Raw genomic sequence first — 16,850 nt, forward strand, 5'->3', positions numbered from 1 at the left:
AGTCCGCCCTTGAAGTCTTGGTCAAGGCCGTCGCCGGGCGGCGTGTGACGGATGGTGATGGGGCAGAAGCCGTACGTGACGTCATTTCTGGAGGAAGCGTGAGGATCTTCGCCCGCCCCCACCAGTGGCCACCTCGCATCGCGGCGGGCGCGTACATCCTGGACTCCGGGCTGACCCTTGCCCAGGCCGACCGCGAGGCCGCCACCGGCGTGCACGGCATGGCGGCCACGGCCTTCCCGTTCCTTCGCCGCTACGATCCCGAGACGTTCATCCGGCTGCTGTCGAAGTCGCAGATCGCCGTCGGCTCGGCGCTGCTGATCCCGGTGGTGCCGTCGCTGTTCGCGGGGGCGGCGCTCACCGCGTTCGCCGGCGGGCTGATGGGCTTCTACGTCAAGACCCCCGGGCTGCGCAAAGACGGCACTCTGAGCCCCTCTCAGGAGGGGATCTCCGTCGCCAAGGACGTCTGGCTGCTGGGCATCGGACTGGGCCTGGTGCTGGAGGAACTGACCCAACGTTGATCTCCGGTGCCTGGTAACTAACGTGTGCAGGCCCGGGTAGGCGGCACACCATGGCAGAAATCGGCTACACCCTGATGTGCGAGCAGACCCCGGCCCGGCAGCTGGTGGACGACGCGGCCACAGCCGAACGGACCGGATTCGACTACGCGGTCATCTCCGACCACTACTTCCCGTGGCTTGAGGAGCAGGGTCACGCGCCCTACGCCTGGTCGGTCCTGGGCGCGGCGGCGAACGCCACCGAGCGGCTGCCCCTGATGACGTACGTGACGTGCCCGCTGATGCGCTATCACCCGGCCGTCGTCGCGCAGAAGGCCGCCACGATGGGCGTGCTCAGCCAGGGCCGGTTCACGCTGGGGCTGGGCTCCGGCGAGAACCTGAACGAGCACGTGATCGGCGAGGGCTGGCCGCCGGTCAACACCCGGCACCGGATGCTGCGCGAGGCCGTCCAGATCATCAAGAAGCTGTTCTCCGGCGAGTACGTCACCTACCAGGGTGAGTTCTACGACGTGGACTCGGCCAAGCTCTACGACCTGCCCGAGGGCCGGATCCCGATCGGGGTCGCCGCCTCCGGTGGGCAGTCGGCGGACCTGGCGGCCGAGTTCGGCGATCTGCTGATCGTCAACGAGCCGATGCCGGAGGTGGTGGAGCAGTTCAACGCGCTCGGCGGCTCGGGCAAACCGGTGTACGGCCAGCTGGCCATCTCCTACGACACCGACGCTGAGGCGGCCAGGGAGCGGGCCCACGAGCTGTGGCGCTGGTCGGCGGCCGGGTGGAAGGTGATGGCCGAGCTGCCGGGGCCGGTCAACTTCGGCGCCTACGCCGACTATGTACGGCCCGAGGACGTCGCCGAGAGCGTGCCGTGCGGCGACGACGTGGACGCGGTGGTCGAGGCGGTCCGGAAGTACACCGACGCCGGGTTCACGCACGTCGCGCTCGTCCAGATCGGCCACGACCAGCAGCAGCCCTTCTTCGGCTGGGCCGAGAAAGAGCTGCTGCCCGCGCTACGCCGCCTCTAAGTCTGCGTCAGGGGACGATGTTGACCAGCTTCGGCGCCCGCACGATCACCTTGCGCGGCTCGCCCGTCAGGTAGGAGCGGACCTTCTCCGAGTCCAGGGCCAGCGCCCTCAGGTCGGCCTCGGAGATGTCGGGCGACACCTCCAGGCGCTCACGCACCTTGCCGGCCACCTGGACGACGCAGGTCACCGACTCCTGCACCAGCAGCGCCGGGTCGGCGGTGGGCCAGCCGGCCCGGCTGACGCCGCCCTCGTGGCCCAGGCGCTCCCAGCCCTCCTCGGCGGTGTAGGGCGCCACCAGCGACAGCATGACGGCCAGCGTCTCGGCCGCCTCGCGGACCGCGGGGTCGGCGGCGCCGGGACCGGAGTCGATGGCCTTGCGGGCCGCCGAGGTCAGCTCCATCATGCGCGCGATCGCGACGTTGAAGCGCTGGGACTCCACCAGCCGGGTGACTTCGTCGATCGCGTGGTGCGTGGCCTTGCGCAGCTCGACATCGCCGCCCTCGAACGACACGCCGGGCTCGGCGGCCACCTCGTCCATCACGCGGAAGGCGCGGGCCAGGAACTTCTGCGACGCGGCCGGCGACATGTCGGCCCAGTCGATGTCCTCCTCGGGCGGACCGGCGAACACCATGGTCAGGCGGACCGCGTCGACCCCGAAGTCGTCGATCTGCTTGCCCAGGTCCACGCCGTTGCCCAGGGACTTGGACATGGCCTTGCCGCCGTTGATCACCTGGCCCTGGTTGAGCATGCGCAGGAACGGCTCGGTGAAGTCCAGCATGCCCATGTCGTGCAGGACCTTGGTGAAGAAGCGCGAGTAGAGCAGGTGCAGCACCGCGTGCTCGATGCCGCCGACGTACTGGTCGATCGGGCCCCACTTGCGGACCGCCTCGACGTCGAACGGGCCGTCGGTGTAGCCGGGTGAGGTGTAGCGCAGGAAGTACCAGGACGAGTCGACGAAGGTGTCCATGGTGTCGGTGTCGCGCTTGGCCGGACTGCCGCACTTGGGGCACTCGACGTTGACCCAGTCGGTGGCGCTGGCCAGCGGGGACACGCCCTTCGGCGCCAGGGCCTCGCCGCGCAGGTCGGGCAGCGTGATCGGCAGCTGGTCGTCGGGGACGGGCACCTCGCCGCAGTCGGCGCAGTGGATGATCGGGATCGGCGTGCCCCAGTAGCGCTGGCGGGACAGCAGCCAGTCGCGCAGCCGGAAGTTGATCGCGCCCGTGCCCCGGCCCTGGGTCTCCAGCACTTCGATGATCTTGGAGATGGCCTCGGTCTTGGACAGCCCGTCCAGCGGGCCGGAGTTGACCAGCTTGCCCTCGCCCGGCGTGGCCTCGCCGGTCTCGCCGGGGTCGGCCAGGCCGGTGTGCACGACGACCTTCACCGGCAGCCCGAACTTCACCGCGAAGTCCAGGTCGCGCTGGTCGTGGGCGGGCACGGCCATGATGGCGCCGTGGCCGTAGTCGGACAGCACGTAGTCGGCCGCCCAGACCTGGATGCGCTCACCGTTGACCGGGTTGATCGCGTAGCGGCCCAGGAAGACGCCGGTCTTGTCCTTGTCGGTGGACAGCCGCTCGATGTCGCTCAGCTTGGCCGACTCGGTCCGGTACGCCTCGAAGGCCGCGCGCTGCTCGTCCGTGACGATCTCGTCGGCCAGCGGCGCGTCCACGGCCACCACGAAGAACGTCGCGCCGAACAGCGTGTCGGGCCGCGTGGTGTAGACGTGGACCGGCTCCTCGCGGCCCTCGATCTCGAACAATACGTCGGCGCCCTCGGAGCGGCCGATCCAGTTGCGCTGCATGGTCAGCAGGCGCTCGGGCCAGCCGTCCAGCTGCTGCATGTCATCCAGCAGCCGCTGCGCGTAGTCAGTGATCTTGAAGTACCACTGCGTCAGCTCGCGGCGGATCACGTCGGCGCCGCAGCGCTCGCACTTGCCCGCCACGACCTGCTCGTTGGCCAGCACGGTCTGGTCCTGGGGGCACCAGTTGACCAGGCCGCCCTTGCGGTAGGCCAGGCCGCGCTCGAAGAAGCGGATGAACAGCCACTGGTTCCAGCGGTAGTAGTCGGGGTCGCTGGTGTGCAGACGGCGCGACCAGTCGAAGGAGATGCCGTAGCGCTTGAACGAGCCGGCCTGCGTCTCGATGTTGGCGTAGGTCCACTCGGCGGGGTGTGCGTTCCGCTTGATGGCGGCGTTCTCGGCCGGCAGGCCGAAGGAGTCCCAGCCGATCGGGTGGAGGACGTTGTAGCCCTTCTGGAACCAGTAGCGCGCGACCACATCGGCGATCGCGAACACCTCGGCATGGCCCATGTGGAGGTCACCGGAAGGATAGGGGAACATGTCCAGCATGTAGCGCCGCTCACGCGTGTCGGCGGCGTCATCGCTGGCCCGGAACGGGTCCTGCCCCTCCCATCGCTGCTGCCACTTGGCCTGCAGCGCCTGCGGGTTGTACTCACTCACGGCGGTTGTCCTTTTGGATTGACTCGGACCCATAAGAAAACCCCTCGTGCGCATGACGAGGGGCAGCCGCGACGGCGAGCTGATCAGAGCCGTCGCGGCCCGCTAAGAAGCAGGGTCGCGGAACGCATAGGTCAAGCCTAGCGCACGTCTTCGGCTGAATGCGGGTCGTCGAGCCGGGTCAGTGGGCACAATGGACTCTTCAGGTCTGGTGAGATCTGATGGTGATGTATCCGTTGTGACCTCTAATGTCCCATTAGAATACTCTCGTCGCCGTGGTGTACCCAGTAGAGCCAGAACGTCCAGATGGTGGCCTGCCCATGCAGGACCCACCGACGGATCCGCACGGCTTCGCGCGTTTTACTGCGGAACCCCTGGTCTCGCGTGAGATCATGCCGGATGCGTCAAATCCGGACATAACCTCGGGAGGTACGGCAGCAATGGCAACGGAGAATTCCGGAGCACCCCATCTGCCACCGTCCTGGCCCGAGGCGCCAAAGCCGGAGGTGCCGACATCCTGGCCCGAGGCGCCCCGGCAGGACGCGGCATGGCCTGACTCCTCACGGGGCGGTGCCGCCCAGTCGTCATGGCCGGACTCCTCGCAGTCCTCGCCGTCGTGGCCCGACCCCGCACAGTCCTCACCCTCGTGGCCGGATCCGGCGCAATCCTCGCCGTCCTGGCCCGATCCCGCACAGTCCTCGCCTTCGTGGCCGGACCCCGCACAGTCCTCGCCTTCGTGGCCGGACCCGTCGCAGTCCTCGCCCTCCTGGCCCGATCCGTCGCGGCACGGCGGCGCGCCGTCGCAGGGGTCGCAGCAGTCCTGGCCGGACTCCGGGCCCGCCTGGTCGGAGGCACCGCCCTCCTCGGACGCGTGGTCGAACCTCGGCCCGCAGGACGCCCGGCCTCAGCCGCGTCCCGGCGACCCGATGGAGCGCACGGTCTCCTATGGCCAGGGTTCTCCGGATAATCAGCCCACGGCGTACCACCAGTTCCCGCCGAATCCGCTCGGCGAGCGCGCGTACCCGCCCCCGGACGACCGAGGCGCACCGCGTTCCGGCTCCCCGCTGGATGGTCCTCGGTCCGGCTCCCCGCTGGATGGTCCTCGGTCCGGCTCCCCGCTCGACGGTCCTCGTTCGGGCTCCCCGCTCGACGGTCCTCGTTCTGGCTCGCCGCTGGATGGGCCGCGAAATGTCACTCCGCTGGACAGTCGGCGCCGGGGCACTCCCCTCGACGACCGCGCGGTGCCGCGTTCCGCGCCCTCCCCCGACGACCGCCTGGTCGCGTACGGTCAGGCGCCGGTCGGCCAAGCACCGCCCGGCCAGCCGCAGATCGGCCACGGACCTGGTGGTCCCGGACCGGGTGGGCAAGGACCCGGTGGCCACGGACCGGGTGGTCAAGGGCCTGGTGGCCACGGACCGGGCGGCCAAGGGCCTGGTGGCCAGCCGCCGACCGGGGAGGAGCACCAGGCCGAGCACGGCAGGCCGGGTTCCAACCTGAGCCGCGACCCGTCCGACCCGGACCACAGGTTCGTGACGGCCGGCCAGATCAGCGGCTCCCGTACCCCGCCGCCCGAGCGCCAGCAGGAGCTCTGGAACACCGTCTTCGGCGACGACTACCAGGCGATGGGCGAGCCGGAGTCGCTCGACAACCCCGGCAAACCCCTCTGGATCTACGCCCTGGCGGGCTCGGTGGCCATCGCCCTGGTCGGCGCCGTCCTCTGGGCGTTCCTGGCCGGACCGCTGGCCAGCAACACGCCGGCCGCCACCTCCAACACCGCGGCCGCCAAGCCGAGCACGTCGGCCAGTGCCGCCCCCACCAAGGCGGCGAGCTCGATCCCCCGCCTGCCGCGGTGGTCCGGCAAGGCCGCCCCCGTGACGGGCATAGTCTCCAACCCCTCGGCCGGCATCACGGTCCCGCGCCTCGGCGGCACCTGGCAGCAGGACCAGCGCGCCACCGTCAAGACCACGTACGGCTTCGACACCCGCCAGTACGTCATCACGGGCACCGACAGCTCCGCCCAGATCCTCACCGGCCCGCTCCCGGCCAAGCTGGCCTCCTCGTTCACCAGCGAGGACGACCTGGAGCCGGTGATCAAGCAGGTGGTGCTGAACGCCCGCAAGCGCTTCTTCCCCGTGGGCAACACGGTCAAGAAGATCGCCCAGCAGCCGATCAAGGTCGGGCAGTCCTCGGGCCGGGTCATCGCGTACGCCCTGACCTCGGGCACCGAGAAGGCCACCATCGTCACGGCCGCCATCAACACCGGCAAGGACGTACCGGCGATCGTCTACATGTCGATCCCGTCGACCAGCAAGCAGCTTCTGCCGGACGTCAACACGGTCATCAAGCAGATCAAGGTCACCCCCGCCTCCTGACCCTGTCCCCCCGGCCCCCGGCATCCCGGGGGCCGGGCAGCTGGTTCTAGAAGGTGCACTCCAGGTGCTTGATGCCGTTGATGAAGCTGGAGTGCAGGCGGTCCGGCTTGCCCGCCTGGATGCCGGGCACCCGGCGGAGCAGTTCCCGGTACATCACCGTGATCTCCCGCCGGGCCAGGTGCGCCCCCAAGCAGAAGTGCGGCCCCGGTCCGCCGAACCCCACGTGCGGGTTGGGTGAGCGGGTGATGTCGAAGCGCTCGGGCTCCTCGAAGACGGCCTCGTCGCGGTTGGCCGCCCAGTAGTACAGGACCGCCTTGTCGCCCTTTCGGTACAGGTGGCCGTTCATCTCGTGGTCCCTGGTCACCTTGCGGCGCATGAAGTTCACCGGCGAGGCCAGCCGGACGATCTCCTCCACGGCCCCGGCCGCCCGGCCCTGGACGTCCTCCAGCCACAGCCCCCGCTGGTCGGGGTTGTTGGTGAGCAGGCGCAGGCCGTACGAGATGGCGTTGCGGGTGGTCTCGTTGCCCGCCACCACCAGCAGGATGAAGAACGACCCGAGCTCCTGCGAGGTCAGCCGCTCGCCGTCGATGTTGGCATTGACGAGGGATGACGTCAGGTCGTTCGTGGGGTTGTCGGTGCGGTAGGCGGCCAGGTCCTGGACCAGCTGCTGCAGCTCCATCCCGGCGTTGAGCAGGAGCGGGACCACCTGGGTGACGTCGTCGCCGGTGTATTCGGGGTCGAAGCCGCCCAGGATGACGTTCGAGCGCTCGTAGACGAACTGGTAGTCGCGCTCGGGGATGCCCATCATGTCGCAGATGATCTTCAAGGGCAGGCGGGCGGCGACCTCGGTGACGAAGTCGCAGCCGGAGCCCGTGACCAGCAGGTCGTCCACGATCTTGGCGGCCGCGACGTCCACGTCGGCCTCGAACTGCTTGATCATCTTGGGGGTGAAGGCCCGGGAGACGATCCGGCGCAGGCGCGCGTGCCGGGGGTCGTCCATGTTGATCATCGAGCCGAAGTACTCGGTGAACTCGGCGGGCATGTCGAGGATGTTCGTGGCCCCGCCCTCGCCCGAGGAGAAGACCTCGGGATTGCGACTGGCCTCCAGGATGTCGGCATGCTTGACCAGCGCGTAGTAGCCGGGCCCCTGCGGGGCGAAGTCGACCACGGGCTCGGCGAAGAAGGCCGGCGTATCTCGCGCCCGCAGCCGCTCGAAGGCGGCCCTCCGCTCCGCCATCGGCTTGGCCCAGAAGTCACGGTCCGACAGGTCGAAGTCCAGCACGTCCATGAACACCATCATTCGGATAGCGGCCTATTCACGTCAACGCGATCGAAGTACACCGTACGTCTGCGGGGCCGGGCGTGCGCGGAAAATCGGTGGCCTCCGGAGGCGGGTGATCTATAGCGTGGGCGTATGACGTTCTTCTTCTTCCTGCGCTAGCGACCCGCCGGCGGGCCGTGGATGACCCACCGCCGGTGATGCGGGACGGCCGGCCGCCGTCCCGGGTCGCGACGTGGGAGAAGGACACGTGCATACACTTGCCGTGGCCAGGGCGGTGCGTGGCATCGAGCCCCTGGTGGCCGCGGAGATCCGACGTGCCGGGCTCGGGGTGGTGCGCGGAGTGCGCCACCGTGAGGTGTGGTTCGAGACGGCCGATCCCGGGCCGGAGCTGCTGGGATTGCGGATGGCCGACGACGTGCTGCTGGTGGCGGCCGTCGTGGAGGGGATCGGGCGCGACAGGGAGGCGCTGGGGCGGCTGGCGCGGGCGGCTCGCCAGCTCGACGCCGAGAGCCTGACGAAACTCGCCCACCAGATCACCGACCGAACCACCGACCGCCCGTATGGCGTGCTGGACGGCGGGATGCGGGACGCTCTGCCGGGCGGGGTACTGGAGGGCGACCTACCGTACGGCGTGCGGGACGGCGGGGTGCTGGACAGCGTGCGGGACGGCGGGGTGCTGGACGGTGGCCCACCGTACAGCGTGCGGGGCGGTGGGGTGGAGGTGTCGGCGTCGTTCGTCGGGCGGCGGAACTACAGCCGGTTCGACATCGAGGACGCTGTCGGCGCCGAGCTCGCCAGGCCGCTGGGCCTGCCGTACCACTCGCGCCGCGACGGCCGGGTGCCGCCCGAAGGCTCGACGGCGTGGCGGGTCACGGTGGAGGACGGGCAGGCGGTCATCGCGCTGCGGGTGCCTGCCAGGCCGCTGCACCGCAGGCCGTACAAGACGGAGTCGGTCCCGGGCACGCTGCATCCGCCGGTGGCCGCCGCCATGGCCGTTCTGGCGCGACTCGACCGTGCCGGCACGGTGCTCGACCCCTGTTGTGGCGCCGGTACCACGCTCATCGAGGCCCGCGCGCTCGCGCCGCACGCGCGCCTGCTCGGCTTCGACCACGACCCGCGCGCCGTCCACGTCGCCGCCGCCAACGCCGCCCGCGCCGCAGCCGACGCCATCACCTCGGCCCACACGGGCCGGACTTCCACGAGGGGCGGCATCGACCGGGCTGCGCCCCCGACGGGCCGGATCCCCACGACGGGCGCCACCACCTCGGCCCACCCGAGCCGGAGCCCCGCGACGGGCGGTATCGCCTGGGGTGTGGCCGATGCGGGGCGGCTTCCCCTGCCGGACGGCAGTGTGGACCGGGTCCTGGTGAACCCGCCCTGGGACCGCCAGGTCGCCCCGAGCGGGCGGCTCCGCCGGGACCCCGGCCACCTGTGGCGGGAGATCCACCGGGTCCTGGCCGTGGACGGCACGGTGGTGGCGCTCATTCCGGAGGCGTGGCAGCCACCCGGCTTCGGGGTGGACAGGGTGATCCACCTCACCCTGTCAGGCCGCCATCCGGTCGTGGCGGTCCTCAGGAGGTCAGCCAGTCGAGGATGAGCCGGTTGACCTCCGCCGGCTTTTCGAGGTGGAGGAAGTGGCCCGCGCCGGCCACCTGCTCGGTCCGCGATCCGGCCGGCAGGTGGCTCAGCGCGTCCTTGCCCAGGTCGGCCGAGAGGCAGCCGTCCTGAGTCCCGTGCAGGTAGAGGATCGGCCCGGTGGTGGCGGGCTCCGGTGCCGGGTAGCGCCCGGTGGGCGGGGTGGTGCCGAGCATCGCCCGGTAGTAGCCGATGGCCGCCGCCAGGTTCGCCGGTGCGCCGATGCTCTGCCGGACGAACTCCAGGTCCTGTTCGGCGTCGTAGCCGGGGGACCAGTCGCGCCAGATGCCCTCGAGGAAGCCGGGGGCGGCGGCGGCCGTCTCGGCCAGGGCGGTCTGGAAGAGGAAGACGTAGAACGAGCGCTTGAGCTGCTCGTAGTCCAGGAAGCCGGTCGCCAGGGCGGCCGCCGGTGGCACGGCCATGGCCACGGATCTGCGGAAGCGGTCGGCGGTCGCGTAGACGGGGAACGCGCCCCAGTCGTGGCCGATGAGCACCGCGGCGGAGTCGCCACCGAGCTCCTCGTGCAGCGCCCGTACGTCGGCGACGAGGGCGCCGGCCTCGTAGGCGCCGTCGGCGGGGATCTCGGTCGGCGCGTAGCCGCGCAGGAACGGCGCGACCGCGCGGTAGCCACGCTCGGCCAGCGCCGGGAGCAGGTGACGCCAGGTGTGGGCCGTGTCAGGGAAGCCGTGCAGGCACAGGGCCAGCGGCCCCTCCCCTACGGCCAGATACGCGAACTCCACCCCGTTGGCGTGGACGGTTCTGATCTCCATGACTGCGAAACCTAGCAGTTGCAGCCCGAGGATTCTCGCCCGTGCCGCATGGGGTTCATGCGGCACCTCGAAGGCTTGATCGCGGCGTTGATGATCACTTTTCCGTCTGCTGAGAGGCCGCGATCCCGGTGAGGATGCGGCGCAAGCCGTTCGAGAACTGTTCGGCCGGGCTCAGGTCGGCGGACTCGGTCATGCGCGAGACCCGGGGATAGGCACCGCTCTCGATGACCTTGCGCATGTAGGGGGCGACGTCGGCGCGCCACTCGTCCTCGGTCTGACCGGTGCGTCGCTGGGTCTCCTTCTCGGCGAGCTCGCGCATGACCGCGCCGCGCACGTAGTCCCTGATCAGCCCGACGGCCGAGCCCGCGTCGGCGATGTCGGAGGTCAGCGGGGCGGCCGCGGCGAGGGCGTGCTCCAGGCGGCGCAGCCAGTTGGGGCCGAGCGATGGCCGGGTCGCCAGCAGCGGGGCGAGCCAGGCGTGCCGCAGCCACAGCTCGCGCTCGTGGTGGGCGTACGCCTCGAGGTCGGCCCGCCAGTCTCCCGTCAGCGGCACGTGGTCGTCCTGCACGGCGTCGGCCATGAGGTCGAGCAGGTCGTCGCGGCTGTCGACGTAGCGGTAGAGCGAGGTCGTACCGGTCGACAGCTCGGCGGCGACACGGCGCATCGACAGCGCGTCGAGCCCCTCGGCGTCGGCGATGGCGACGGACGTGTCCACGATGCGCTCCACGCTCAGGGCCTGCCTTTTCGGCTGGTACGGCTCGCGCTCCCAGATAAGCGGCATGGACAGGAGTCTACAGATGTGGGTACGGTGTGCCCATGACTGGGAACACTGTTACCACAGACGTTTTGATCGCCGGCGGCGGATCCGTCGGACTCATGCTCGCGGTGCTGCTGCGCCACCACGGCGTCAAACCCCTCGTCGTCGAGGAGAAGCCGGAGCTGTCGCACCACCCCAGAGCCAACGGCATCGGGCTGCGGTCGGTGGAGATCCTGCGCGAGGTCGGCCTGGAACAAGCGGTCAACGAGGCCGCGGTCGACCTGCGGGCGGGGAAGATCAAAGGACGCACGCTCGCCGAGGCCGACTTCACCGAAGGCGAGGCGTGGAAGGCGAGAGGAGCGGCCGACTTCACCTACACGCCGGCCCGGATCCGCGGCACCTGCGCACAGAACCGGTTCGACCGCGTGCTGATCACCAAGGCGGGCGACGTGGAGTTCGGCGTGGCGCTCGACTCGTTCGAGCAGGACTCCGACGGCGTCACGGCGACCCTGTCCGACGGGCGGGTCGTGCGGGCGCGCTATCTGGTGGCGGCCGACGGTGTGCGCAGCCGGGTTCGGCAGATCCTCGGCGTCGGACTCACCGGTCCCGGTGTGATCGGCCAGGAGACGACGAGCGTCCTGTTCCGCGCTGATCTGCGCCCGCGCAAGCCGTTCGCCATGTGCGACATCGAGCATCCGGACGCGACCGGCCTGCTGGTGACCGTCGACGGCGAACGCGAGTGGGTCTTCCTCACCCGCCTCGGCACGGAGCCGACTCCGGAGCACATCCGCACCGCGCTCGGCGACCCGTCGATCGAGGTGGAGATCCGCAGCGTGCTGACGTTCCGGGGGCTCGGCCAGGTGGCCGATCGCCTCTCCGCCGGGCGGGCCTTCCTGGTGGGCGACGCGGCGCACGCCATCCCCCCGCTGGGCGCGTTCGGGCTGAACACCGGCATCGCCGACGCGCACAATCTGGCGTGGAAGCTCGCGCACGCGCTACGCGGTGAGGCCGGGCCCGAGCTGCTGGCGACTTATCACGCGGAGCGCCATCCGGTGGCCCTCATGACGATGGAGCAGGCGCTCCTGCGGTTCAACGATCCGTCCCTGCACTGGGGGCAGGACATGGCGGAGGCGCGCAAGGCGGCGGGGGCGATCAACGCGCCGGTGGTGCACATGGGCTACCGGTACGGCGGCGCGGAGCTTCCGTCCACCGAGGACGTCACCCTCGACCTGGACGGGTCGCCGGGATCCCGCCTGCCGCACATGTGGGTGGCCGACGGGGTGTCCACGCTGGATCTCGTGGGATCGCAGTGGTGCGTGCTCACGGCCGACCCCGGCGTGGCGGCCGACGTTCCGGTGCACGTGGTGGACGGCTGGCCGTACGGGACGCTGCTCGTACGGCCGGACGGGTTCGTGGCCTGGCGCGGCGAGGAGGGCCTGGCCGAGGCCCTCAGAAGGTGTACTTCAGGTGCTTGATCCCGTTGATGAAGTTGGACAGCAGGAAGTCGGGCTCCCCCTCTGACCTGATGCCGGGCAGGCGCGTGAACAGCTCGCGGAACATCACGCTCATCTCCCTGCGCGCCAGGTGGGCGCCCAGGCAGAAGTGCGGGCCGGGGCCGCCGAAGCCGACGTGCGGGTTCGGGTCGCGGGTGATGTCGAACGTGTCGGGGTCCTTGAACACGGTCTCGTCACGGTTGGCCGAGTTGTAGAAGAGCAGGACCTTGTCCCCCTTCTTGTAGCGCATGCCGTTCATCTCATGGTCCCGCGTGAGGGTGCGGCGGAACTGGATCACCGGCGTGGCGTAGCGCACGATCTCGTCGCACGCCTTGGTGACGCGGCCGTCGAAGTCGTCCAGGAGCAGCCGCCGCTGCTCGGGGTGGTCGGTGAAGAGTTTGAGCCCGTACGCGATGGCGTTGCGGGTGGTCTCGCTGCCGGCCACCACGAGCAGGATGAAGAACGAGCCCAGCTCCTGCGAGGTGAGCCGCTCCTCGCCGTTGACCAGCAGGCTGACCAGGTCGCCCGTGGGATTCTTGCGCCGCTCGTCGCCCAGGCGGGCGGCGAGGCGGTTCAGGGAGAAGCCGGCGTGCAGCAGCTTGGCCAGGCCGCGGGCCACGTTGACGCGGCTGAACTCGGGGTCGATGCCGGTGTACTCGGGGTCGGCGTTGCCGAGGATCACGTTGGTCCGCCGAAGCACCATGTCATGAAATGTCGCCGGAATGCCCATCATGTCGCAGATGACGCGGACCGGGAGGCGGGCGGCGATCTGCGCCACGAAGTCGCCCGGCCCCTCCTCGATCGCCCGGTCCACGATCTCGGTGGCGGCCGTGGCCAGGTCCTCTTCCATCTTGGACAGGATGCGCGGCGTGAACGCCCTGGACACGATCCTGCGCAGCCGGGCGTGCCGCGGGTCGTCCATGTTGATCATCGACCCGAAGTACACGGCCAGCCAGCGCGGCATGTCGGGCACGCTGTTGGAACACGGCTCACTGCTGAACACGGCCGCGTTCCTGCTGGCCTCGGTCACGTCCGCGTGGCGTACCAGGGCGTAGTAGCCGGGCCCGCCCTTGATGAACGGCACGGCCTGCTCGGTCAGGAACACCGGCTCGTCCAGCTGGCGCAACCGGCGGAAGGCGGCCATGCGCTCGGCCTGGGGCAGCCCCCAGAACACCAGTTGCGAGATGTCCAGGTCACTGGAGAGCGTCATGAACACCAAGCCTTCTGCAAGTAGTCACTTACGTCAAGACCGCTTGGCGATGAGCTCGGCTCCCTTTTCGCCGATCATGATGGCCGGGGCGTGCGTGTGTCCGCGGTTCAGGGTCGGCATGATCGACACGTCCACGACCCTGAGCCCGTCGAGGCCGCGTACCTTGAGCTCCGGGTCGACGACCGACTCGGCGTCGGTGCCCATGCGGCAGGTGCCGACCGGGTGGTAGAGGGTCTCGCCGCGCTCGCGTACCCACTGAGCGAGCTCGGTGTCGCTCTCGGGCCCCTGGTAGGGGGCCATCGGGCCGCCCGCGTACTTGCTCATCGCGGCGGTGGCGAAGACCTGCTTGGCCGTCTTCAGCCCGGCGACCAGCCGCTTGACGTCGGCCTCCTGGGTCAGGTAGCCGGGGTCGATCACCACCTCGCGGCCGCTCAGCCCGACCGTGCCCCGGCTCTCCGGCTGCAGCAGCACCACGCCGACGGTCAGCCCGTGGCCGGTCGGCGGGGTGAGGCCGTGGTCGATGAACGGGCCGGGCGCGAAGATCAGCTCGATGTCGGGGGCGGGCTCCTCCGGCGACGTCCTGATGAACGCCACCGCCTCGCCCACATTCGTGGTGAGCATGCCGGAGCGCAGCACGATGTAGCGCAGGAGGTTGCCGATCGACTCCGCCTTGGTCAGCGTGACCGGCTCCTTGGACTGCACGTACACGCCGGTCGACAGGTGGTCCTGGAGGTTCTTGCCGACTTCGGGCAGGTCCCGCACGATCGGGACGCCCTCGTCGCGCAGCTCGTCGGCCGCGCCGACCCCCGAGCGCATGAGCAGGTACGGAGAGCCGATCGCGCCCGCCGACAGGATGACCTCCCGCTTGGCCTTGATCTGCGCGCCGCCGTCGTGCTCGACGCCGACGGCCCGCGTGCCGTCGAACAGCACCCGGTCCACGGTCGCGCCGGTGATCACCGTCAGGTTGGGCCGCTTCAACACCGGGCGCAGGTAGGCGTCGGCGGAGCTCCACCGCCTGCCGCGGTTCTGGGTGACGGGCGTGGCGCTGTAGCCCTCGTTGGAGCGGCCGTTGAGCTCGGCCAGCCGCTGTAATCCGAGCTCGTCGCAGGCTTTCAGGAAGGCCGCGGTGGTGACGTTGGGACTGCGCAGCTCGGAGATGAACAGCGGGCCGGACGAGCCGTAGACGCCGCCGTGGTTGCTGCCGACGCGGTGCTCGGCCTTGGTGAAGTACGGCAGGACGTCGTCATAGGTCCAGCCCGGGATCCCCCACTGGTCGTAGTCGCGTTCGCAGCCCCGTACCCACATCTGCGCGTTGAGCGAGGACGAGCCGCCGATCACCCTGCCCCTGGGCCAGTAGAGCTCCCGGTCGGACATCTCGCTCTGCTTGGCGGTGGTGTAGTTCCAGTCGTAGTCGGTCTTGAACAGCTTGGCGAAGCCCGCGGGCATGCGGATCTCCAGCTTGTCGTCCTTGCCGCCCGCCTCGATCAGCGCCACGGACACCCTGGGATCGGCCGAGAGCCTGTTGGCCAGCACACACCCCGCCGACCCGGCCCCCACGATCACGTAGTCGTACTCCATGGCCCCTCCCAGGCGTAAGTAATCTGGTACTTGCTTACTCCAGGCGATGTACCGCGTCTATACGCGCCTGTAACCGGCCTCTGAGGTGACGGGGTTTGCCCCTACCGGTCGGTATGTCTTGCTGCCATGATGGCGCGCAAGCCGTACACAGGGAGGAAGGCGCTCATGCTCAACCTGTCGATCGTCCTGGAGGACAGTGCCAGGGCCACGCCGGATGGCACGGCCATCGTCTTCGGTGACATGCGCCTGCCGTACTCAATGATCGACACTGTGGCCGCCCAGGTGGCCAACCTGCTGGTCTCGCGCGGCATCGGCAAGGGTGACAAGGTCGCGCTGGCCTGCCCCAACCTGCCGTACTTCCCGTTCGTCTACTTCGGCATCCTCAAGGCCGGGGCAACGGTGGTGCCCCTCAACGTGCTGCTGCAGTCGCGGGAGATCGCCTACCACCTCGACGACAGCGACGCCAAGGCGCTGTTCTGCTTCGAGGGCACGCCCGAGCTGCCGCTGGGCGAGCGCGGCAAGGCCGGCTTCGAGGCGGCCGAGGGCTGCGAGCACTTCTTCGTGCTGCCCGCCACGGCGCTGGCGACCGAGTCCGTGTACGGCGAGTCGATCTGGGCGGCGCTCGACGGCATGTCCGGCGCGTTCGAGACCGTGCAGACGGCGGCCGAGGACACGGCGGTGATCCTCTACACCTCCGGCACCACCGGCCAGCCCAAGGGCGCCGAGCTCAGCCACCAGAACATGCTGATGAACGCCATTGTCTGCGACCGGATGTTCCCCAGCGCCGAGGGCGGCGACGTGATGATGGCGGTGCTGCCGCTGTTCCACTCGTTCGGGCAGACGGTCGTGATGAACCAGGGGTTCCTGCGGCGGGCCTCGATCGTGCTGATGCCGCGCTTCGAGCCGGGCGACGCGCTGGCGCTCATGGCCAAGGAGGGCGTCACGTTCTTCGCGGGCGTGCCGACCATGTACTGGGCGATGCTGTCGAAGGTCCACGCGGACGGCGTCACGCCGCCCGCCGGCCTGCGGACCGCCGTGGCGGGCGGCTCCGCCTCTCCGCTCGAGGTGCTGAAGGACTTCGAGAAGACGTTCGGCGTCGCCATCCTCGAGGGGTACGGCCTGTCGGAGACCTCGCCGGTGGCCAGCTTCAACCAGCCGGACCACCCCGCCAAGCCGGGCACGGTCGGCACCCCGATCTGGGGCGTGGAGATGAAGCTCATCGACAGCGGCTGGAAGACGATCGAGGGCGAGGGGCCGGGCGAGATCGCGATCCGCGGCCACAACATCATGAAGGGCTACTACGGCCGTCCGGAGGCCACGGACGAGGTGATGCGCGACGGCTGGTTCCGCAGCGGCGACATCGCCACCCGCGACGCCGACGGCTACTACTCGATCGTCGACCGGTCCAAGGACATGATCATCCGTGGCGGGTTCAACGTCTACCCGCGCGAGCTCGAAGAGGTCCTGATGACGCACGAGGCCGTCTCGCTGGCCGCCGTCGTCGGCGTATCGCACGAGTCGCTCGGCGAGGAGATCAAGGCGTACATCATCCGTACGCCCGGCTCTACCGCGACCGAGGACGAGCTGATCGCCTGGGCCAAGGAGAACATGGCGGCCTACAAGTACCCGCGCGTCGTGGAGTTCCGCGACGCGCTGCCGATGACCGCCACGGGCAAGATCCTCAAGCGCGAGCTCCGGTAGGCCCCTCGGAACCCGACCGGCTGTGACGGCGCGGCGCGGGCGCCGCGCCGGCACACCCGGGCCAAA

The 16,850-nt window shown here is 69.9% G+C and carries 13 protein-coding genes; 7 read left to right on the forward strand and 6 right to left on the reverse strand.

The window, feature by feature from the left end; all coding sequences use genetic code 11:
• The first annotated feature begins 98 nt into the window (after window positions 1–98).
• Window positions 99–518, forward strand: a complete 420-nt coding sequence (locus AB0B61_RS39700; protein ID WP_358443549.1) for a hypothetical protein — start codon at window positions 99–101, stop codon at window positions 516–518.
• 50 nt (window positions 519–568) lie between these two features.
• Window positions 569–1,534: a TIGR03557 family F420-dependent LLM class oxidoreductase gene (locus tag AB0B61_RS39705; RefSeq protein WP_358443551.1), complete on the forward strand. Its 966-nt coding sequence runs from the start codon at window positions 569–571 to the stop codon at window positions 1,532–1,534.
• Window positions 1,535–1,541: 7 nt separating this feature from the next.
• Here AB0B61_RS39705 and leuS read toward each other — a convergent pair whose 3' ends face one another.
• Window positions 1,542–4,022, reverse strand: coding sequence for a leucine--tRNA ligase (leuS, locus tag AB0B61_RS39710; protein WP_358443554.1), 2,481 nt, complete (start codon window positions 4,020–4,022; stop codon window positions 1,542–1,544).
• A gap of 1,152 nt (window positions 4,023–5,174) precedes the next feature.
• Here leuS and AB0B61_RS39715 point away from each other — a divergent pair.
• A complete protein-coding gene (locus AB0B61_RS39715) occupies window positions 5,175–5,483 on the forward strand; it encodes a hypothetical protein (RefSeq protein ID WP_358443557.1) in 309 nt (102 codons plus the stop codon).
• Window positions 5,484–5,515: 32 nt separating this feature from the next.
• Window positions 5,516–6,358: a hypothetical protein gene (locus tag AB0B61_RS39720; RefSeq protein ID WP_358443559.1), complete on the forward strand. Its 843-nt coding sequence runs from the start codon at window positions 5,516–5,518 to the stop codon at window positions 6,356–6,358.
• A gap of 46 nt (window positions 6,359–6,404) precedes the next feature.
• Here AB0B61_RS39720 and AB0B61_RS39725 read toward each other — a convergent pair whose 3' ends face one another.
• Window positions 6,405–7,646 carry a cytochrome P450 gene (locus AB0B61_RS39725; RefSeq protein WP_358443562.1) on the reverse strand — a complete coding sequence of 414 codons (1,242 nt, stop codon included), beginning with the start codon at window positions 7,644–7,646 and terminating at the stop codon, window positions 6,405–6,407.
• Window positions 7,647–7,887: 241 nt separating this feature from the next.
• Between AB0B61_RS39725 and AB0B61_RS39730 the strand changes: the two genes are divergently transcribed.
• Entirely contained in the window at window positions 7,888–9,237 is a 1,350-nt protein-coding gene (locus tag AB0B61_RS39730) for an RNA methyltransferase (RefSeq protein ID WP_358443564.1), read from the forward strand.
• Here AB0B61_RS39730 and AB0B61_RS39735 read toward each other — a convergent pair.
• Together AB0B61_RS39735 and AB0B61_RS39740 are read right to left on the reverse strand one after the other, a co-directional pair.
• Window positions 9,212–10,045, reverse strand: a complete 834-nt coding sequence (locus tag AB0B61_RS39735) for an alpha/beta hydrolase (protein ID WP_358443567.1) — start codon at window positions 10,043–10,045, stop codon at window positions 9,212–9,214. The genes AB0B61_RS39730 and AB0B61_RS39735 overlap by 26 nt on opposite strands.
• Before the next feature lie 94 nt (window positions 10,046–10,139).
• Window positions 10,140–10,826, reverse strand: a complete 687-nt coding sequence (locus AB0B61_RS39740; RefSeq protein ID WP_358443570.1) for a TetR/AcrR family transcriptional regulator — start codon at window positions 10,824–10,826, stop codon at window positions 10,140–10,142.
• A 35-nt stretch (window positions 10,827–10,861) separates the two neighbouring features.
• Here AB0B61_RS39740 and AB0B61_RS39745 point away from each other — a divergent pair, with 35 nt between their 5' ends.
• Window positions 10,862–12,277, forward strand: coding sequence for an FAD-dependent monooxygenase (locus AB0B61_RS39745; RefSeq protein ID WP_358443573.1), 1,416 nt, complete (start codon window positions 10,862–10,864; stop codon window positions 12,275–12,277).
• On the opposite strand, the gene AB0B61_RS39750 is transcribed toward AB0B61_RS39745, so the two are convergent.
• Together AB0B61_RS39750 and AB0B61_RS39755 are read right to left on the reverse strand one after the other, a co-directional pair.
• The gene (locus AB0B61_RS39750) at window positions 12,252–13,505 is read right to left on the reverse strand and encodes a cytochrome P450 (protein ID WP_358443576.1); all 1,254 of its coding nucleotides are present in this window, start codon (window positions 13,503–13,505) and stop codon (window positions 12,252–12,254) included. The two genes, AB0B61_RS39745 and AB0B61_RS39750, sit on opposite strands and share 26 nt — an antisense overlap.
• A 33-nt stretch (window positions 13,506–13,538) precedes the next feature.
• Window positions 13,539–15,083 (reverse strand): GMC family oxidoreductase N-terminal domain-containing protein, encoded by a 1,545-nt coding sequence (locus AB0B61_RS39755; protein ID WP_358443578.1) that lies wholly within the window; start codon window positions 15,081–15,083, stop codon window positions 13,539–13,541.
• Window positions 15,084–15,248: 165 nt separating this feature from the next.
• On the opposite strand from AB0B61_RS39755, the gene AB0B61_RS39760 reads away from it, so the two are divergent.
• Window positions 15,249–16,784 (forward strand): long-chain fatty acid--CoA ligase, encoded by a 1,536-nt coding sequence (locus tag AB0B61_RS39760; protein ID WP_358443585.1) that lies wholly within the window; start codon window positions 15,249–15,251, stop codon window positions 16,782–16,784.
• Window positions 16,785–16,850 lie beyond the last annotated feature (66 nt).

Source organism: Nonomuraea sp. NPDC049158, assembly GCF_040648335.1.
In the GTDB taxonomy this organism is placed as follows: Bacteria; Actinomycetota; Actinomycetes; order Streptosporangiales; family Streptosporangiaceae; genus Nonomuraea.